Consider the following 16,273-nt stretch of genomic DNA (forward strand, 5'->3'; position numbering starts at 1 on the left):
CGCCCGCCCCGCACCGCTCCACGCCGACGAGCCCGGCCACACCCGGCTCGGCGAGCACGCGTCCCTGCCGCTGCCCGAGTCGGGCCGCAACTCCTGGGCGACCGTCGACATCCCCGAGCGGCGCAACGGCCTGCTCAAGGCGGCCCTGATCGCGATCCCGGCGATCCTCGTGGTGGGCGGCGTCGCGTTGTGGCTCGGCATGAAGCAGGCCGGCGAGGGCTCCGGCACGGCCGCGACGATCAAGCCCCCGGCCACCTCCGCCGCCGCCGACCCGTCGGGCGACCCGACCGGCGACCCGACCGGGGAGGCCGGGGCCGAGGAGTCCGGCAAGCCGTCGGCGAGCCCTTCGGAGGACGAGGAGAAGGAACCCTCTCCGGAGCCCTCCGAAACCCCCTCCAAGGAGGAGGACGAGGACGAGGACAAGCTGCCGAAGGGCTGGAAGACGCACAAGAACGCCGCGGGCTTCTCCATCGCCCTTCCCCCCGGCTGGAAGCAGGTGCGCTCCAACAGCGGCAACGTCTGGTTCGAGGGCCCGCTCGACGGCGCCTACCTCCAGATCGGCCACACCAGCACTCCGGGCAAGGACGCGCTCGCCGACTGGAAGTACCAGGAGGCGACCTCGGCCCGCTACAACTTCCCGGGCTACAAGCGGCTCAGCATGAAGGAGGTCGACTACTTCCGCAACGCCGCCGACTGGGAGTGGACCTTCGAGCCGCGCGGCTTCAGGGGCCACATCCTCAACCGCGGTTTCGTCGTCGACGACAAGCACGGCTACGCGATCCTGTGGAAGACCCGCGACAAGGACTGGGACGAGTACCGCCACTACTTCGACAACTTCGCCAAGTCCTTCGAACCCGACAAGTGACCCCCGTTATGGGACGATGCCAAACGGTTCGAAGGGGGATGATGTGGAAGGGTCGCGCCGCCTCGCGGGGAGGTACCAGCTCGAGGAGCGGATAGGCCGCGGTGGGATGGGCGTCGTCTGGCGTGCCCACGACGAGCTGCTCGACCGCCCGGTCGCGGTCAAGGAGGTCCTCTACACCGCGCTCAGCGACGACGACCGCGCCGAGTTCAACCGCCGCACCATCCGCGAGGCCCGTGCGGCGGGCCGGTTGTCCCATCCGAACGTGATCGTCGTCCACGACGTCATCGAGGAGGACGGCCGCCCCTGGATCGTCATGCAGCTGGTCCGCTCGACCTCCCTGGGCGACGCGCTGCGCGAGCACGGCCCCCTCGTGCCCGACCGGGTGGCCGCGATCGGCGCGCAGGTCCTCGACGCCCTGGTGACCGCCCACGCGGCCGGCATCCTCCACCGCGACGTGAAGCCCGAGAACGTCCTGCTGACCCCCGACAACCGGGTGGTCCTCACCGACTTCGGCATCGCGTCCATGACCGAGGACCCGTCGGTGACCCTCACGGGCTCCATCACCGGCACCCCGGCCTTCCTTCCGCCGGAACGCCTCTCCGGCCACCCGGCGACCCCCGAGTCCGACCTGTGGTCCCTGGGCGCGACCCTGTGGGCGGCGGTCGAGGGCCGCTCCCCCTTCGACCGGGGCACGCCGATCGCCAGCATGGCCGCGGTCCTCCACGAGGAGACGCCGGTCTCCCACCGGGCCGGGCCGCTCGCGCCGGTCCTCGACGGCCTGATGTGCAAGGACCCCGTCCGCCGGATGGGCCCCGACGAGGCCATGGACCTGCTCCACCGGGCCGCGAGCGGCCGGTGGAACCCCCAGGGCGGACAGTCCAGGAACACCCCGCAGAACACTCCACACAACACCCCGCAGAACGCCACTCCGGCGGATCACCCCGGGGCCTTCGCCGCACATGGGACCTCCGGCAACCCGGGCGGTTTTCCAGGTCAGAGCACGCCACGGGACGGGTTCGACGGGCCCGGCCACTTCTACGGCGGGCAGCCGAACACGTTCGGCGGCCAGGGCGGGCCCGCGCCGGCCCCCCAGGCGTTCGGCGCCCCCGCCTACGGTTCGCCGGGGACGCACGGGCACCCGCCGGCCGACGTCACGGTCGTCCCGCAGGACAAGGACCGGGACAAGTTCCTGATCGTCACCCTGGCCACCCTGCTGGTCGCCCTGGTCGGCATCGGGGGCTATTTCGCGTACACGACCCTCAATCCCGCCGCCGACCCGGGCGTCGTCGCCGGCGGTCCCGACCCGGTCACCCAGCCCGCCCTCGAACCGTCGGCCGGGCCCTCGCCCGAACCGTCGGCGGCGCCCTCGCCGGAACCCACGCCCAGCGCCTCCGACGCCCCGCCGCTGCCGCAGGGCTGGAGCGAGTACCAGGACGAGGACCTGCGGTTCGCGGTGGCGCTGCCGCCCGGATGGGAGGCCTACCGGAAGGAAGGGCAGCGGGTCTACTTCAAGGGGCCGGGCATGCCGGGCTACCTGCAGGTCGACCTCACCCCGTGGGAGCGCGAGGACCCGGTCGAGGCGCTCGAGGTGGTCGAGCAGGCCTCGACCACGAAGGGGTACCTGCGCGGCTACAAGCGCATCGCGTTGAAGCGCACCGCCCTCGTCGTCGGCGGGTTCGACGCGCCGGGCGCCGACTGGGAGTTCCTGCACACCACGTCGGCCGGGGTGCAGCGGGTCTACGACCGCGCGTTCCGCATCGACAACCAGTGTTACGCCCTCTACTGGCAGGTCCCGCAGACCTCCTGGGAGAAGGCCGCCCCCTGGTTCCGGATCTTCGCCAGAACGTTCCGGCCGATCTGATGTCCGCGCGGCACGACGCGGTCCGCGCCGGTCTCGGCGTCGGGCTCGCGGTGGGGGTGTCGGGGCTGGCGTTCGGCGCGGCGGCGGTGACGGCCGGGTTGTCGGTGGCGCAGGCGTGCGCGCTGAGCCTGTTCGCGTTCACCGGCGCGTCGCAGTTCGCGCTGGCGGGGGTCGTGGCCGGGGGCGGGGCCCTCGTCCCGGGCGTCGCGGGCGCGCTGCTGCTGGGGGCGCGCAACGGCCTGTACGGCCTGCGCCTCGCCTCCGTCCTCCCGGCCCGCCTCCGCGTGCTCACCGCCCACGGCGTCATCGACGAGACCTCGGCCGTCGCCTTCGCCCACCCCGGCGCGGCCAGGGCGGGCTTCTACACCACCTTCGCCGCCCTCTACGTCACTTGGAACCTGACCACGTTCCTGGCGGCCGTGGGCGCCTCGGCGGTCGCCGACCCGTCGGTGTTCGGCCTCGACGCGGTCGGGCCGGCCACGTTCCTGGCCCTGCTCTGGCCCCGGCTGAAGGAGTCGCCGGAGGACCGGAAGGTGGCGCTGGCCGGGGTGGTCATCGCGCTGGCCGCCACCCCGTTCCTGCCGCCCGGCGTCCCGGTCCTGCTCGCGGCGGCGGGCGCGCTGGCGGTGCTGGTCAGATGAGTCTCTGGTGGGCCGTCATCGCCACGTGCGTGGGCTGCTACCTGCTGAAATACGCCGGGCTCGCGGCTCCGCGCAAGCTGCTCGACCACCCGGGCGTGCGACGGTTCGCCACGGTCGTGCCGGTGGCGCTGCTGGCGGCGCTGATCGCCGTCCAGTCGTTCGGGCAGGGTTTCGACTGGCCCAGAACGGCGGGATTGGGCGCCGCCGTGGTGGCCCTGCTGCTGCGCGCCCCGTTCCTGCTCGTCCTCGTCGTCGCGGCCCTCGTTACGGGACTGCTGCGAATAACGGGCATGTGATTCCGCTGCCGGGGTAGCCGGGCGGCATGCCCGAGTCTCAGACGTCCGACCGTATCGTCGCCAGCCGTTATCGCCTGATCGAACCTCTCGGCCGGGGTGGCATGGGCACCGTGTGGCGTGCCCTGGACGAAACCCTGGAACGCGAAGTCGCCGTGAAAGAGCTCAACGCCGACCTGTCCGGCGCGGATCGCGAGATCTTCACGATCCGCACCCTGCGCGAGGCGCGGGCCGCCGGCAGGGTGAGCCACCCGGCGGTGGCCGCCGTCTACGACGTCTTCGAGGAAGGCGGCCATCCGTGGATCGTGATGCAGTACGTGCCGTCCACGACCCTGGGCGCACTGATCCGCGACGAGGGGCCGATGCGCCCCCACCGGGTCGCGACGATCGGCCTCCAGGTGCTGAGCGCGCTGAAGGCGGCCCATCAGGCGGGCGTGCTGCACCGGGACGTGAAACCCGACAACGTGCTGATCACCCCCGACGGCCGGGCGGTCCTGACCGACTTCGGCATCGCGGCGATGGAGGACGACAGCCCGGTGACGAGGACGGGCTCCCTCGTCGGCACGCCGGCCTTCATCAGCCCGGAGCGTGCGGCAGGGGGCCGCGCGGTCCGCGCCTCGGACCTGTGGTCGCTCGGGGTGACCCTCTTCCTGGCCGTCGAGGGCCGCTCGCCGTTCCACCGGGGCCACGCCATGGCGTCGCTGGCGGCGGTCATGTACGAGCCGTACGGCCAGCTCTACCGCGCCGGACCCCTCACCCCGGTCCTGCACGGCCTCCTGGAGAAGGACCCCGCCCGCCGCATGACGGCCGTGGAGGCCGAAAGCCATCTCCACAACATCGTCAGCGGCATCACCTCGGAGCCGACGGCCCCGTTCATCCCGGTCCCGCCGCCCCCGCCCGTCAAGGGGAGCCCCCGCCGGAGGTGGCCCTTCACGGCGGTCGTCTCGGCCGTCCTGGCGGTGGGGCTGAGCGCGGGCACCGTCGCGTACATGACGGCGGGAGACGCCCCCGTGAGCCCGGCCGACACGATCCCGGCGCAGGTCCCCGCGAAGAAGAAGGCCACGTCCACCCCCGAGCCCACGTCCGAGGCCACGGCGGAGAAGACGGCCGACGAGGAACCGGAGGCCCGGCCGACCGACCGGGCCCAGGGAGATCGGCAGCCGGAGAGGGCGCAGGCCCCCTCCCCAAAAGCCAGTCCGTCCGGCCGGTCAAGCGAGAAGTCGAGCCCACCGGACGAAAAATCCGAGGAAGAGCCGAGCCCCACCCAGGAGCCGACGGAAGAGCCCACGGAAGAGCCCCCCATGGAGGAGAACACCGGGGAGGAAACCCAGGGAAGCCAGGAAAACCAAAGCCTGGAAAGCACAGGTCAGCTTGAGGGCCGACTTCCTGACGAATGATCACCCCTAACGGGGTCCCGACCGGGCACGAGACGCACATGGACGACATCACCGGCGGAATCCTCAAACTCACCGACGACCTGGCCCTGACGAGAATGGGCTACGGCGCGATGCGCCTGACGGGCCCGGGGATCTGGGGCCCGCCGAAAGACCGGGCCGAGGCGGTCCGCGTGTTGCGGACGGTCGCCGACCTGGGCCTCCTCCACATCGACACCAGCGACTACTACGGTCCCCACGTGGTGAACGACCTCATCCGCGAGGCGCTGCACCCCTATCCGGAGGGCCTGCGCATCGTCACGAAGGTCGGCGGCAGACGCGGCCCCGACAAGTCGTGGCACCCCGCCCTGACCGAACCGGAACTGATCGAGGCCGTGTACGACAACCTCAAGCGCCTCGACGTCGAACGCCTCGACGTGGTGAACCTGAGGATGTTCGACGCCGGCGACCCGACCGTCCCCTTCAGCGTGCTGGCCGCGCTCATGGACGAGGGCCTGATCGCCCACCTGGGCGTCAGCAACGTCACCGCGGAACAACTGCTGACCTGCCGGGGCATCGCGCCGGTGGTCTGCGTCCAGAACGCCTACAACCTGGTCGACCGGAGCGACGACGCCCTGGTGGACCTCTGCGCCGAGCAGGGCATCGCCTACGTCCCCTTCTTCCCGCTGGGCGGCTTCTCCCCGCTCCAGTCGGAGGTCCTGGACGAGGTGGCGGCGGGCCTGGACGCGACCCCCCAGCAGACGGCGCTGGCGTGGCTGCTGCACCGCTCCCCGACGATCTGCGTCATCCCGGGCACCTCGTCGGTCGCCCACCTGCGGGAGAACGTGGCGGCCTCGGGCCTGCGCCTGCCGGCCGACGCGCTGGCCCGGCTCGGCTCACTCGGCTGAGGTCACGACTCGGCGATCACGTCGAGCGCGTGGGCGAGGTCGGCCGGATAGCCGGCGGTGAAGGTGACCCACTCGCCGGTCGAGGGATGCTCGAAGCCCAGCGTCACCGCGTGGAGCCACTGCCGGGACAGGCCCAGCCGGGCCGAGAGGGTCGGGTCGGCGCCGTACTGCAGGTCGCCCACGCACGGGTGGCGCATGGTCGACATGTGCACCCGGATCTGGTGGGTCCGGCCGGTCTCCAGGCGGATGTCGAGCAGGGAGGCCGAGCGGAAGGCCTCCAGGGTGTCGTAGTGGGTCACCGAGTCCTTGCCGCCGGCGACGACGGCCCAGCGTCCGTCGCCGGACGGGTGCCGGTCGATCGGCGCGTCGATGGTGCCGCGCAGCGGGTCCATGTGGCCCTGGACCAGCGCGTGGTAGCGCTTCTCGACGGTGCGCTCCTTGAACGCCCGCTTCAGCAGGGTGTAGGCCCGCTCGCTCTTGGCCACGACCATGCAGCCGGTGGTGTTGGCGTCGAGCCGGTGGACGATCCCCTGCCGCTCGGCCGCGCCGCTCGTGGAGACGCGGTGGCCCGTGCCCAGGAGGCCGCCGATGACGGTCGGGCCGGTCCAGCCGACGGAGGGGTGGGCCGCCACGCCGATGGGCTTGTTCACCACGACGACGTCGTCGTCCTCGTACAGGATCGTCATCCCGGGGACCGGCTCGGCCACCGGCATGGGCGCGGCGGCCGGCGGGGGGATGGTGACGTCGAGCCACGACCCGGCCGAGACCCGGTCGGACTTGCCGGCGGGCGAGCCGTCGACGAGCACGTCGCCGCCGACGATGAGCTCGGCCGCGCGGGTGCGCGAGAAGCCGAAGAGACGGGCGAGAGCGGCGTCGAGCCGCTCTCCCTCCAGCCCGTCGGGCACGGGCAACGACCGCTGGTCAGGCATCCTTGACCGCCCCCTCGCGGGTGCCGTCGATCTGGTAGCCGCGCCAGGCCAGGAACACGGCCAGGATCCCGCCGCACACGATCGCGGAGTCGGCCACGTTGAAGATCGGGAAGTTGGTCGCGGGGAAGACCTGGACGAAGTCGACCACGTGGCCCTGGAACGGCGCCGGCGACCGGAAGATCCGGTCGGTCAGGTTCCCCAGGGCGCCGCCGAGCAGGAGGCCGAGGTCGATCGCCCACGGCAGCGAACGGAGCTGCCGGGCGGTGCGGATGATCGCGCCGATCACCACCGCGGCGATGATCGTGAAGACGATCGTCATGCCGGTCCCGATGGAGAACGCCGCCCCGGGGTTCCGGATGACGTTGAAGACGAGCACGTCGGGGATCAGCACCGTCGGCAGCCGGTCTTCCAGATACTCGACCACGAGGAACTTGGTGATCAGGTCGAATATGTAGATGAGCACGGCCACGGCGGCGAGGAGCTTGATCCGCCGCGCCCGCGTCGCCCCGTCGTCGGTCAGCGGCGTTCCTCCCGCTGCTTGCACGCCACGCACAGCGTCGCCCTCGGGAACGCCTGCAGACGTTCCTTCCCGATCGGCCGTTGGCACGATTCGCACACCCCATATGTTCCCGCGTCGATGCGGGCGATCGCCCGCTCGTTCTGCGCGAGCAGGTCGCGCGCATTCAGGGTAAGGGCGATCTCACGTTCGCGCTCATAGGTCTTGGCTCCGGCGTCGGCCGGGTCGTCGCCGGCGCCCTCGGACGAGTTGCCGAGCGCGAGGGACGCCTCGGCCCGGGCGATGTCGACCTGCAGCTCCTCGATCTCGGTCAGCAACCGGTCGCGGACGGCCGCGAGTTCATCGGCGGACCAGACGTCCTCAGTGACGGCGGTCTTGGCCGCGCGCGTGGCCATGGGGCCTCCCAAATGCAGTGTTGGTGCAAGTCCGGGCATCGTAGGTATGCGAAAACAAGATCGGCAATCGACGCGCCGACGCTTTTACGCCATCCGTACCGGACGGCTTGCTCCTCCCCGTTTGCCGCATACCTCCGCGCCGAGTTGTGGATTCAACACCTACGCCTCGTCGCGTGTTCCGCGCTCCCTACCCCGATATCGGGAAGCCAGCACCCGTGCGCTGCGTTATCTTTGGGAATTGCACGGCATTGATGGGGACGAGTACTCACGCACCCCCTCACATGAGCGACCCGGGGACGGTGGAAGCCCGGGGTGAGGCGCGCGAGGAAGATCACCCCGGAGCCGCCGGAGGAACGGCGTCACGCTCAGTAGAACCGGCAACAAAAGAGTGGGTTCCCCGAAACGGGGGCCAAGGAGGGTGGTACCGCGGGGCCCCACGGCCTCGTCCCTCCGCGCCATTGTCCGATGAGCGTGGAGGATCCGTGTCCAGCCACCAGTTCCACCCACTGCCCGCGCAGGTCGACCTGCCGCGCCTCGAACACGAGGTGCTGGCCCGCTGGCGCGACGGCAAGGTCTTCGAACGTTCTCTCGAACAGAACTCCACGGGCCCCTCCTGGGTCTTCTACGAGGGCCCCCCGACGGCCAACGGCATGCCCGGCGTCCACCACGTCGAGGCCCGCGTCTTCAAGGACGTCTTCCCCCGCTACAAGTCGATGAACGGCTACCACGTCCCGCGCAAGGCGGGCTGGGACTGCCACGGCCTGCCCGTCGAGGTGGCCGTCGAGAAGGAGCTCGGCCTGTCGGGCAAGCCCCAGATCGAGGCCTACGGCATCGCCGAGTTCAACGCCCGCTGCCGCGAGTCCGTCCTGCGGCACGTCGACGCGTTCGAGGAGATGACCGAGCGGATGGGCTACTGGGTCGACATGTCCCAGGCCTACCGCACGATGGACCCGGCCTACGTCGAGGCCGTCTGGTGGTCGCTCAAGGTCGTCTTCGACAAGGGCCTGCTGTTCCGCGACTTCCGCATCACCCCCTACTGCCCGCGCTGCGGCACCGGCCTGTCCGACCACGAGCTCGGCCAGCCCGGCGGCTACGAGACCGTCTCCAGTCCGTCCGTGTACGTCCGGATGCCGGTCACCTCGGGCCGCTTCGAGGGCGTGGACCTGCTGATCTGGACGACCACCCCGTGGACCCTCGTGTCGAACACCGCCGTGGCGGTGCACCCCGAGGTCACCTACGTGGTCGCCGAGAAGGAGGGCGAGAAGCCGGTCATCGTGGCCGAGCCGCTCGTCGGCGCGGCGCTGGGCGAGGGCTGGTCGGTCCGGGAGTCCTTCCTCGGCACGGAGCTGGAGCACACCCCGTACCAGCGGCCCTTCGAGCTGGTCGACATCCCCGGCGCCCACTTCGTCGTGCTCGGCGACTACGTCACCGTCGAAGACGGCTCGGGCCTGGTCCACCAGGCGCCCGCGTTCGGCGCCGACGACATGCAGGTCTGCAAGAAGTACGGCCTGCCCGTCGTCAACCCGATCGGCCCCGACGGCCGGTTCCTGCCCGACGTCCCGCAGGTCGGCGGCCAGTTCTTCAAGGACGCCGACGAGGGCCTCACGGCCGACCTCGCGGCGCGCGGCCTGCTGTTCCGCGGTTCGCACTTCGAGCACAGCTACCCGCACTGCTGGCGCTGCCACACGCCGCTGCTCTACTACGCGCTCCCGTCGTGGTACATCCGCACCACCTCGGTGAAGGAGCGCCTGCTCGCCGAGAACGAGGGCACCAACTGGTTCCCCGACACGATCAAGAACGGCCGCTACGGCGAGTGGCTCCGCAACAACGTCGACTGGGCGCTGTCCCGGTCGCGTTACTGGGGCACCCCGCTGCCGTTGTGGATCTGCGATGAAGACCACGTCACCTGCGTGGGCTCGCTGAAGGAACTGGGCGAGAAGGCCGGCCAGGACCTGTCGGCCCTGGACCCCCACCGCCCCTACGTCGACGACGTCACCTTCGCCTGCGGCGAGTGCGGCGGCGAGGCCCGCCGGGTGCCCGACGTGATCGACGTCTGGTACGACTCCGGCGCGATGCCCTTCGCCCAGTGGGGCGCCCCCCACGTCAACAAGGAGGTCTTCGAGGCCGCCTACCCGGGCCAGTTCATCTGCGAGGCCATCGACCAGACGCGCGGGTGGTTCTACTCGATGATGACCGTCGGGACCCTGGTCTTCGACCGGTCGTCGTACGAGAACGTGCTGTGCCTCGGCCTCATCCTGGCCGAGGACGGCCGCAAGATGAGCAAGCACCTCGGCAACGTGCTGCGCCCCATGCCCCTGATGGAGCAGCACGGCGCCGACGCCCTGCGCTGGTACATGGCGGTCAACGGCTCCCCGTGGTCGCCGCGCCGCATCGGCCACGCGGCGCTGGAGGAGATCGTCCGCAAGGTCCTGCTGACCTACTGGAACACGGCGAGCTTCTTCACCCTGTACGCCAACGCCTCGTCGTGGACCCCCGGCGCGACGGTCACCGACCGCCCGCTGATCGACCGCTGGGCGCTGGCCGAGCTCCACCGCACGGTGGCCGAGGTGACCGCCGCCCTCGACGGCTTCGACACCGCCCGCGCGGGCCGCCGCCTGACGGAGTTCCTCGACGACCTGTCCAACTGGTACGTCCGCCGCTCCCGCCGCCGCTTCTGGAAGGGCGAGGAGTCGGCGTTCGCGACCCTGTACGAATGCCTGGAGACCGTCACCCGCCTGATGGCCCCGCTGGTCCCGTTCACCACCGACTACGTCTGGGACGCCCTGCGCACCCCCGACGCCCCGGCGTCGGTCCACCTGGCGTCCTGGCCGAAGGTCGACGCGTCCTACCTCGACCCGGCCCTGACCGAGCAGATGGCGCTGGTCCGCCGCCTGGTCGAGCTGGGCCGCTCGGCGCGCGCGTCGTCGTCGGTCAAGACCCGCCAGCCGCTCGGCCGCGCCCTCGTGGGCGCACCGGGCTGGTCGGCCCTGTCGGCGGAGCTGCGCGACCTGATCGCCGACGAGCTGAACGTCCAGGCGCTGGAAGACCTGTCGGGCTTCTCGGCCGACCTGGTCACCTTCACCGTCAAGCCCAACTTCCGGGCCCTCGGCAAGCGGTTCGGCAGCCAGACCAAGCTGGTCGCCGCAGCCGTCTCGGCCGCCGACCCGGGCGCCCTGGCCCGCGCGGTCAGGTCGGGCGGCTCGGCCACCCTGGAGGCGGGCGAACTCGGCGAGGTGACCCTGGCGGGCGACGACCTCATCATCACCGAGCAGCCCAAGTCGGGCTGGGCGGTCGAGACGGGCGCGGTCGACACCGGCACCGGCGAGACCATCGCCCTCGACCTGGCCATGACCGACGAACTGCGCCGGGCCGGCCTCGTCCGCGAGGTCATCCGCCTGGTCCAGGACGCCCGCAAGTCGACCGGCCTGTCGATCACCGACCGCATCGACCTGTGGTGGTCGGCCGACGGCGACCTGGCGACGGCCCTGCGGGAGGGCGGCTCACTGGTGGCCGAGGAGGTCCTCGCGACCGCCTTCGCGGAGGGCTCCTCCGACGGCCTGCCCACCCACGAGGACACCGACCTGGGGCTGCGCTTCCAGCTCCGCAAGGCCTGACCCCCGACGCGGGAACCGAAGCCCGGCGGAACCGATCCGCCGGGCTTCTGGGATGAGCCTCGCCGACCGGATCAAATCGCGGGCCCGACGGTCACTCCCGGAGGAGTTCTCGATGCGCTGGAGGCCGACCGTGACCACCACGCACCCGCCGACAGCCCTCAACCTCTCCTCAAAGGGACAAATCGCGGGCTCCGGCGAATAATCCGGACGCCACCGGGCAGACGCTTGCGCGGGGTGCTACATGGGGCGAAGAAAGGCCCGGCGGATCAGATCCGCCGGGCCTTCTTCTTCCGAGGTCTCAGGCTTTGTCACAGACAGTGCAGGGCGTCAGGCCCGCCTCTTCGGCGGCCGGCTGGGACATGGTCTCGATGCCGTCGTCGTCACCCTTGATCAGCGGGCAGTCGGGCGTGTGGTAGCGCCGTGTGCCCTCCATGACCTTCACCATGGGCGGCGGCAGCTTGCGCTCGACGGTGTCGCCGTCACGGTCCTCGCCGGCCTCTTCCTCTTCGGCCTCTTCCTTGGCGGCCGTAGGCGGGGCGGCGGGGCGGGAGAAGGCGTTCCAGGAGGAGGAGGCCTCGGGGATCGTGATGGCCGGCTTGACGGGCCCGTCGGCGGCCTCGGACCGCTCCTTGGCGGAGGGCGCCGACGCTTCCGGTTCGTCGGCCTCGACCTTGGCGGCCTCGGGGACGGCCTCCGGCTTCACGGGCTTGAGCTTGGCGGTCTCGGAGGCGGCTTCCGGCTTCTCGGCCTTGGGCTTGACGGCCTCGGACGCGGTTTCCGCCTCGGCGCCCACGGGCTCATCGGCCACGGGCTTGGCGGCGTCGGCGGCCTTCGGCGTGCCGGCTTCAGACTTGACGGCCTCGGGCTTGACGGGCTCGGGCCTGTCGTCGTCGGGCTTGGCGGCCTCGAAGGCGGGAACCGGGCTCGCGGCCTCGGGTTCCTTCTCGGTCTTCGCGCGGGCGGCGGAGTCGGCCTTGGCGTAGGGATTGCCCCTGGCCGGCGACTCCTTCCTGGCCACCGGTTCCGCGGGGCGGACCGGCTCGGGCCAGCCGCTCGACGCGGCGGGGCGGGGGGTCTCGGACCGGTCGGACGGGACCGGCTCCGGCCATCCGGCCGACGGCGGTTCGGCGCGGAAGACGGCGGTGGATTCGGACGACTCCAGCGAGGGAGCCGCGGGCGGCACGACCGGGACGACGGGAGGGGTGGAGGCGGCCGGAGGCACCGAACCGGCGCGCCCGGGGGTGTCGGCCGGCTCCACCCTCGCTTCCTGGACCGTGGTGGCCCAGGTGTCGTCTGCGGCTGCGTCGACGACGCAGGTCGTGCAGGGCGTGAAGCCCTCTTCCCTGGCCTCCTCGACCGTCAGTTCCTCGGTCTCGCGGCCGACGAGCTGCCGGCAGCCGGACCGGTGGAACCTCTTGCGGCCGGGGATCACCAGGACGATCGAGTCGGGCCCCAGCCCGGGAACGGGCACCGGGGCGGTCACGGTCGGGTGGGGCGGATAGGTAGGTGGAGCCGTCGGCGGCACCGGTGCCGCGGGCGCCATGACCGGCGGCGCACCGTAGACCGGCATTCCCGCGTGGGCCATCTGCGGCGCCATGTGCGGCGCCATCTGCGGCGCCACGGCGGCCTGATGGGCCTCGACGGCGGCCCGGCCTCCGGCGGGGAACAGCTCGTGACGCCTCAGCAGCGCCCCGATCAGCAGGCAGACCGCGCTCAGCACACTGATCACGATCGACCACATCACGAGGAATGCCATCCCGAGTACGACACCGGCGATCAGCAGAACGATCGCCGCGAGAACCAGGGCGGCACTGACAAGGATCACGGGGGGCGGCCTTCCGAACTACCTGTACGCGTGCGAGAAGCGGAAACCCTACCGGCGCTCGCCGTGAGAGCCGTCGGGGGCGGGGAACCCTCCGGTGTGCTGCTCGGTGGCGAACGGGTTGGGGACGGCCTGGATCTGCGGACCGGGGGCGACGGCGTGGGCCATCTGCGGCTGGCCGGGCTGGCCCTGCTGCATGGCCGGGTTGCCGACGATCGGGAAACCGCCGCTGCCCTCGGCCTGGACGTTCAGCTCGGCGAGCTGGTTCTCCAGGTAGAGCTTCAGACGGCTGCGGTATTCGCGCTCGAAGCTGCGGAGCTCGTCGACCTTGCGCTCGAGCTCGTCGCGGGTCTGCACCAGCGAGCCCATCGCCTGGCGGTGGCGCTCCTGAGCGTCACGCTCCAAAGTCTCGGCGCGGGCACGCGCGTCGCCGATGACCTGCTCGGCCTGGCGGCGGGCCTTGCCGAGGACCTCGTCGGCCTCGCGGCGGGCGCGGGTGACGGTCTCGTCGGCCTCGCGGCGGGCGTCGGCGATCGCCTGGTCGGCGGTCTGCTGGGCCAGCGCGAGCACGCGGGCCGCGGTGTCCATGTTGTCTTCGGCCGGGGGAAGGCCCATGCCGACGGGGACGGGCTCGGGGCGCACCGGCTGCGGCGGAGCCATCGGCTCCGGCTGCGGCACGGGGGCCTGGGGGGTCTCGGCGACGGGAGCGGGGGCCATCTGCATGCCGCCCATGGCCATGCCGCCCGGGACCTTGCCCCGGAGACACTCGGCCAGCTTGGCGCGCAGCTCCTCGTTCTCCTGGATGAGGCGGTCGAGTTCTGCCTCGACCTCGTCGAGGAAGGCGTCCACCTCCTCCTCGTCGTAGCCCGGTCGCAACCGGGTGGTACTGAACTGCTTGTTCCGCACGTCGGCGGGCGTCAGCGGCATTTGGGTCTCCTTGGCGCGCTTGGAGTCTGTCCGGAGGGACGGTACCCGATCAACGAAGCGCGGACACGACTTGGATCAAGACCAAGACCACAATGAACAGCACTGTGAAGCTTAGGTCAAAGGCCACCGTACCCAACCTGAGGGGAGGAATGAAACGGCGGAGAAACTTGAGAGGTGGGTCGGTGGCGGTGTATGTGGCCTCCGCCAGGACGAGCACCGGGCCTCGCGGCCGCCAGGATCTGGCGAACGCCTGGACCGTCTCGAAGATCATCCGTCCGATCAGCAGGACCAGGTAGAGGGCCAGGACAGCGACCAAGATCTCACTAACGATCCCCACGGTCGAGCCTCGCCTCCGTCCAAGTCCGCATCCTCCGGGCGTTCGGGCCGCCGGGGAGCCGCTCACTGTTCATACACGGAACTCTAGCTCTGGTTGAAGAAGCCGCGTTCCGCGATCCGTGCCTTGTCCTCAGCCGTCACCTCGACGTTGGCCGGGGACAACAGGAACACCTTGTTGGTAACACGTTCAATGCTGCCGTGTAGGCCAAAAATCAGACCTGCCGCAAAATCGACAAGCCGCTTCGCGTCACTGTCAACCATTTCGGTCAGATTCATGATGACCGGGGTGCCCTCGCGGAAGTGCTCGCCGATGGTGCGCGCCTCGTTGTAGGTGCGGGGATGGAGCGTGGTAATCCGCGCCAGATCGGTCGTACGTCGCTCGATCACGGCCGCGGAGGGTCGCGGCGCCGGGACCGGGGAGTCGTCGTTCGCGTCACGGCCCTGGGTGCCCTGCGGGTTGAAGTCGCCAGGGATGTCGTAGTCGTCGCCGAACTCGTCGGCGTACTCGCGGTATCGGTCGTAACGGTCGTCGTCCTCCACGAGACCGAGGTAGACCGCCATCTTGCGCATCGCGCCGGCCATCGCTCCGTCGTCCTCCGTCTACCGTGCCCAGGGCTGAAGGTCCGTGGCGGAACTCTGCCCGTTGTCTGAGGCAGATTCCCGCGCGAGCCACGGCCGGCCTTCGGCCGTCCGCGTCTCTCGCGGAGGCGAACCGCTGATCGTACCTACTTGTTACTCGGGGGACATTACCTGACGAAGGGCTTCCGGCGGCCGAGCAACGCCGTACCGACTCGCAGGTGTGTCGCACCGTTGGCTATCGCTTGGGGCAGATCGCCGCTCATGCCGGCCGAGATGACGTCCGCGGCAGGATGATCTTTTTGTACGGCCTGCGCCACCCCGTACAACCGGGCGAACGCGGGAGCCGGGTCCTCCCCCAGCGGCGCGACCCCCATGACGCCCCGCAGGGAGAGCCCGGGGAGCGCGGCCAGGGAGTCGGCGAGCGGAAGGACGTCGGCGGGAAGCGCGCCCCCTCGGCCGGCGCGGCCGTCGAGGGAGACCTGGATGAGGCAGCCGATCTCGCGCCCGGCGCGGACGGCCTCCCGGGACAGCGCCTCGGCGAGGCGGAGCCGGTCGACCCCGTGCACCAGGTCGGCGTAGCCGACCACGGACCGGGCCTTGTTGGTCTGCAACTGGCCGATGAAGTGCCAGGTCAGCGCCAGGTCGGCGCATTCGGCGGCCTTGGCGGCCGCCTCCTGGTCGCGGTTCTCCCCCACGTCGGCGACGCCCAGCCCGGCCAGAAGGCGGACGTCGGAGGCGGGGTAGGTCTTGGTCACCGCGATGAGCGTGATCTCGGAGCGGGACCGGCCGGCGGCGGCGCACGCGTCGGTGATGCGGCGTTCGACCTCGGCCAGCCCCGCCGCGATCTCCTCACCCCGGGGGGAGGGTGCGGCGTGGGTCATGGATGAGCGGTTACTTCAGGAAGTCGGGCACGTCGAGTTCGTCTTCCTGCTCTTCGAAGACGACCGGGCGGCGCGGCACCGGCTGGGTGACCTTGGAGGTGATCGGCGTCGGCGGCTCGGTCGGGCGCGGGATCGCGAACGGGCTGGTGCCCGACGCGCTCTGCTGCTCCGGCCGGGTCTCGGCGCTCTCGCGGGTGCCGAACGCGCCGGTCGACACGCTGGCCTCCCGCTCGGCCGCGGCGGGCTGCGCCGCCGGGGTGGCCGGGGGTGTGACCGGGGCCGGGGTGGCCGGCGCCGAGGAGACGGGCCGGGCCGGCTGGGCGGGCTGCGCC

At 71.3% G+C, this 16,273-nt stretch carries 14 protein-coding genes and 2 pseudogenes; 7 read left to right on the forward strand and 9 right to left on the reverse strand.

Annotation, left to right across the window (positions count from 1 at the left end; genetic code table 11):
- From GT755_RS38095 to GT755_RS38120, 6 genes and pseudogenes are all read left to right on the forward strand, one after another.
- Positions 1-865: pseudogene (locus GT755_RS38095) on the forward strand (hypothetical protein); the annotation flags it as partial.
- A gap of 16 nt (positions 866-881) precedes the next feature.
- Positions 882-2,726: a serine/threonine-protein kinase gene (locus tag GT755_RS38100; RefSeq protein ID WP_268903657.1), complete on the forward strand. Its 1,845-nt coding sequence runs from the start codon at positions 882-884 to the stop codon at positions 2,724-2,726.
- On the forward strand, positions 2,726-3,367 hold the full coding sequence (locus tag GT755_RS38105; protein ID WP_161484411.1) for an AzlC family ABC transporter permease: 642 nt from the start codon (positions 2,726-2,728) through the stop codon (positions 3,365-3,367). The genes GT755_RS38100 and GT755_RS38105 overlap by 1 nt, the downstream gene beginning before the upstream one ends.
- Positions 3,364-3,663: an AzlD domain-containing protein gene (locus GT755_RS38110; RefSeq protein WP_161484412.1), complete on the forward strand. Its 300-nt coding sequence runs from the start codon at positions 3,364-3,366 to the stop codon at positions 3,661-3,663. The genes GT755_RS38105 and GT755_RS38110 overlap by 4 nt, the downstream gene beginning before the upstream one ends.
- 26 nt (positions 3,664-3,689) lie before the next feature.
- Positions 3,690-5,057: a serine/threonine-protein kinase gene (locus GT755_RS38115; protein WP_161484413.1), complete on the forward strand. Its 1,368-nt coding sequence runs from the start codon at positions 3,690-3,692 to the stop codon at positions 5,055-5,057.
- A 38-nt stretch (positions 5,058-5,095) separates the two neighbouring features.
- The gene (locus GT755_RS38120; RefSeq protein WP_161484414.1) at positions 5,096-5,941 is read left to right on the forward strand and encodes an oxidoreductase; all 846 of its coding nucleotides are present in this window, start codon (positions 5,096-5,098) and stop codon (positions 5,939-5,941) included.
- 2 nt (positions 5,942-5,943) lie between these two features.
- On the opposite strand, the gene GT755_RS38125 is transcribed toward GT755_RS38120, so the two are convergent.
- Genes GT755_RS38125 through GT755_RS38135 form a run of 3 tightly spaced genes read right to left on the reverse strand, consistent with a single transcriptional unit; the run spans position 5,944 to position 7,782 of the window.
- The gene (locus GT755_RS38125) at positions 5,944-6,870 is read right to left on the reverse strand and encodes an RluA family pseudouridine synthase (protein WP_161484415.1); all 927 of its coding nucleotides are present in this window, start codon (positions 6,868-6,870) and stop codon (positions 5,944-5,946) included.
- A complete protein-coding gene (gene lspA, locus GT755_RS38130) occupies positions 6,863-7,414 on the reverse strand; it encodes a signal peptidase II (protein WP_285579756.1) in 552 nt (183 codons plus the stop codon). The genes GT755_RS38125 and lspA overlap by 8 nt, the downstream gene beginning before the upstream one ends.
- On the reverse strand, positions 7,387-7,782 hold the full coding sequence (locus GT755_RS38135) for a TraR/DksA family transcriptional regulator (RefSeq protein ID WP_030450311.1): 396 nt from the start codon (positions 7,780-7,782) through the stop codon (positions 7,387-7,389). Before GT755_RS38135 ends, lspA begins: the two co-directional genes overlap by 28 nt.
- Positions 7,783-8,264: 482 nt before the next feature.
- On the opposite strand from GT755_RS38135, the gene ileS reads away from it, so the two are divergent.
- A complete protein-coding gene (gene ileS, locus GT755_RS38140; protein ID WP_161484417.1) occupies positions 8,265-11,396 on the forward strand; it encodes an isoleucine--tRNA ligase in 3,132 nt (1,043 codons plus the stop codon).
- A gap of 298 nt (positions 11,397-11,694) precedes the next feature.
- Here the strand turns inward: ileS and GT755_RS38145 are convergent, their stop codons facing one another.
- From GT755_RS38145 to GT755_RS38170, 6 genes and pseudogenes are all read right to left on the reverse strand, one after another.
- A complete protein-coding gene (locus GT755_RS38145; protein ID WP_161484418.1) occupies positions 11,695-13,221 on the reverse strand; it encodes a hypothetical protein in 1,527 nt (508 codons plus the stop codon).
- A gap of 48 nt (positions 13,222-13,269) precedes the next feature.
- Positions 13,270-14,145, reverse strand: a complete 876-nt coding sequence (locus GT755_RS38150) for a DivIVA domain-containing protein (RefSeq protein WP_161484419.1) — start codon at positions 14,143-14,145, stop codon at positions 13,270-13,272.
- 49 nt (positions 14,146-14,194) lie between these two features.
- A complete protein-coding gene (locus GT755_RS38155; protein WP_030450315.1) occupies positions 14,195-14,482 on the reverse strand; it encodes a YggT family protein in 288 nt (95 codons plus the stop codon).
- Between the two features lie 83 nt (positions 14,483-14,565).
- Complete coding sequence (locus GT755_RS38160) at positions 14,566-15,063, reverse strand: cell division protein SepF (protein WP_161484420.1); 498 nt, start codon at positions 15,061-15,063, stop codon at positions 14,566-14,568.
- Positions 15,064-15,227: 164 nt separating this feature from the next.
- Positions 15,228-15,941, reverse strand: a complete 714-nt coding sequence (locus GT755_RS38165) for a YggS family pyridoxal phosphate-dependent enzyme (RefSeq protein ID WP_161484421.1) — start codon at positions 15,939-15,941, stop codon at positions 15,228-15,230.
- 10 nt (positions 15,942-15,951) lie between these two features.
- Positions 15,952-16,273 (reverse strand): annotated as a pseudogene (locus GT755_RS38170) (cell division protein FtsZ); the annotation flags it as partial.

The organism is Herbidospora solisilvae, from assembly GCF_009901565.1.
Classification (GTDB): Bacteria; Actinomycetota; Actinomycetes; order Streptosporangiales; family Streptosporangiaceae; genus Herbidospora; species Herbidospora solisilvae.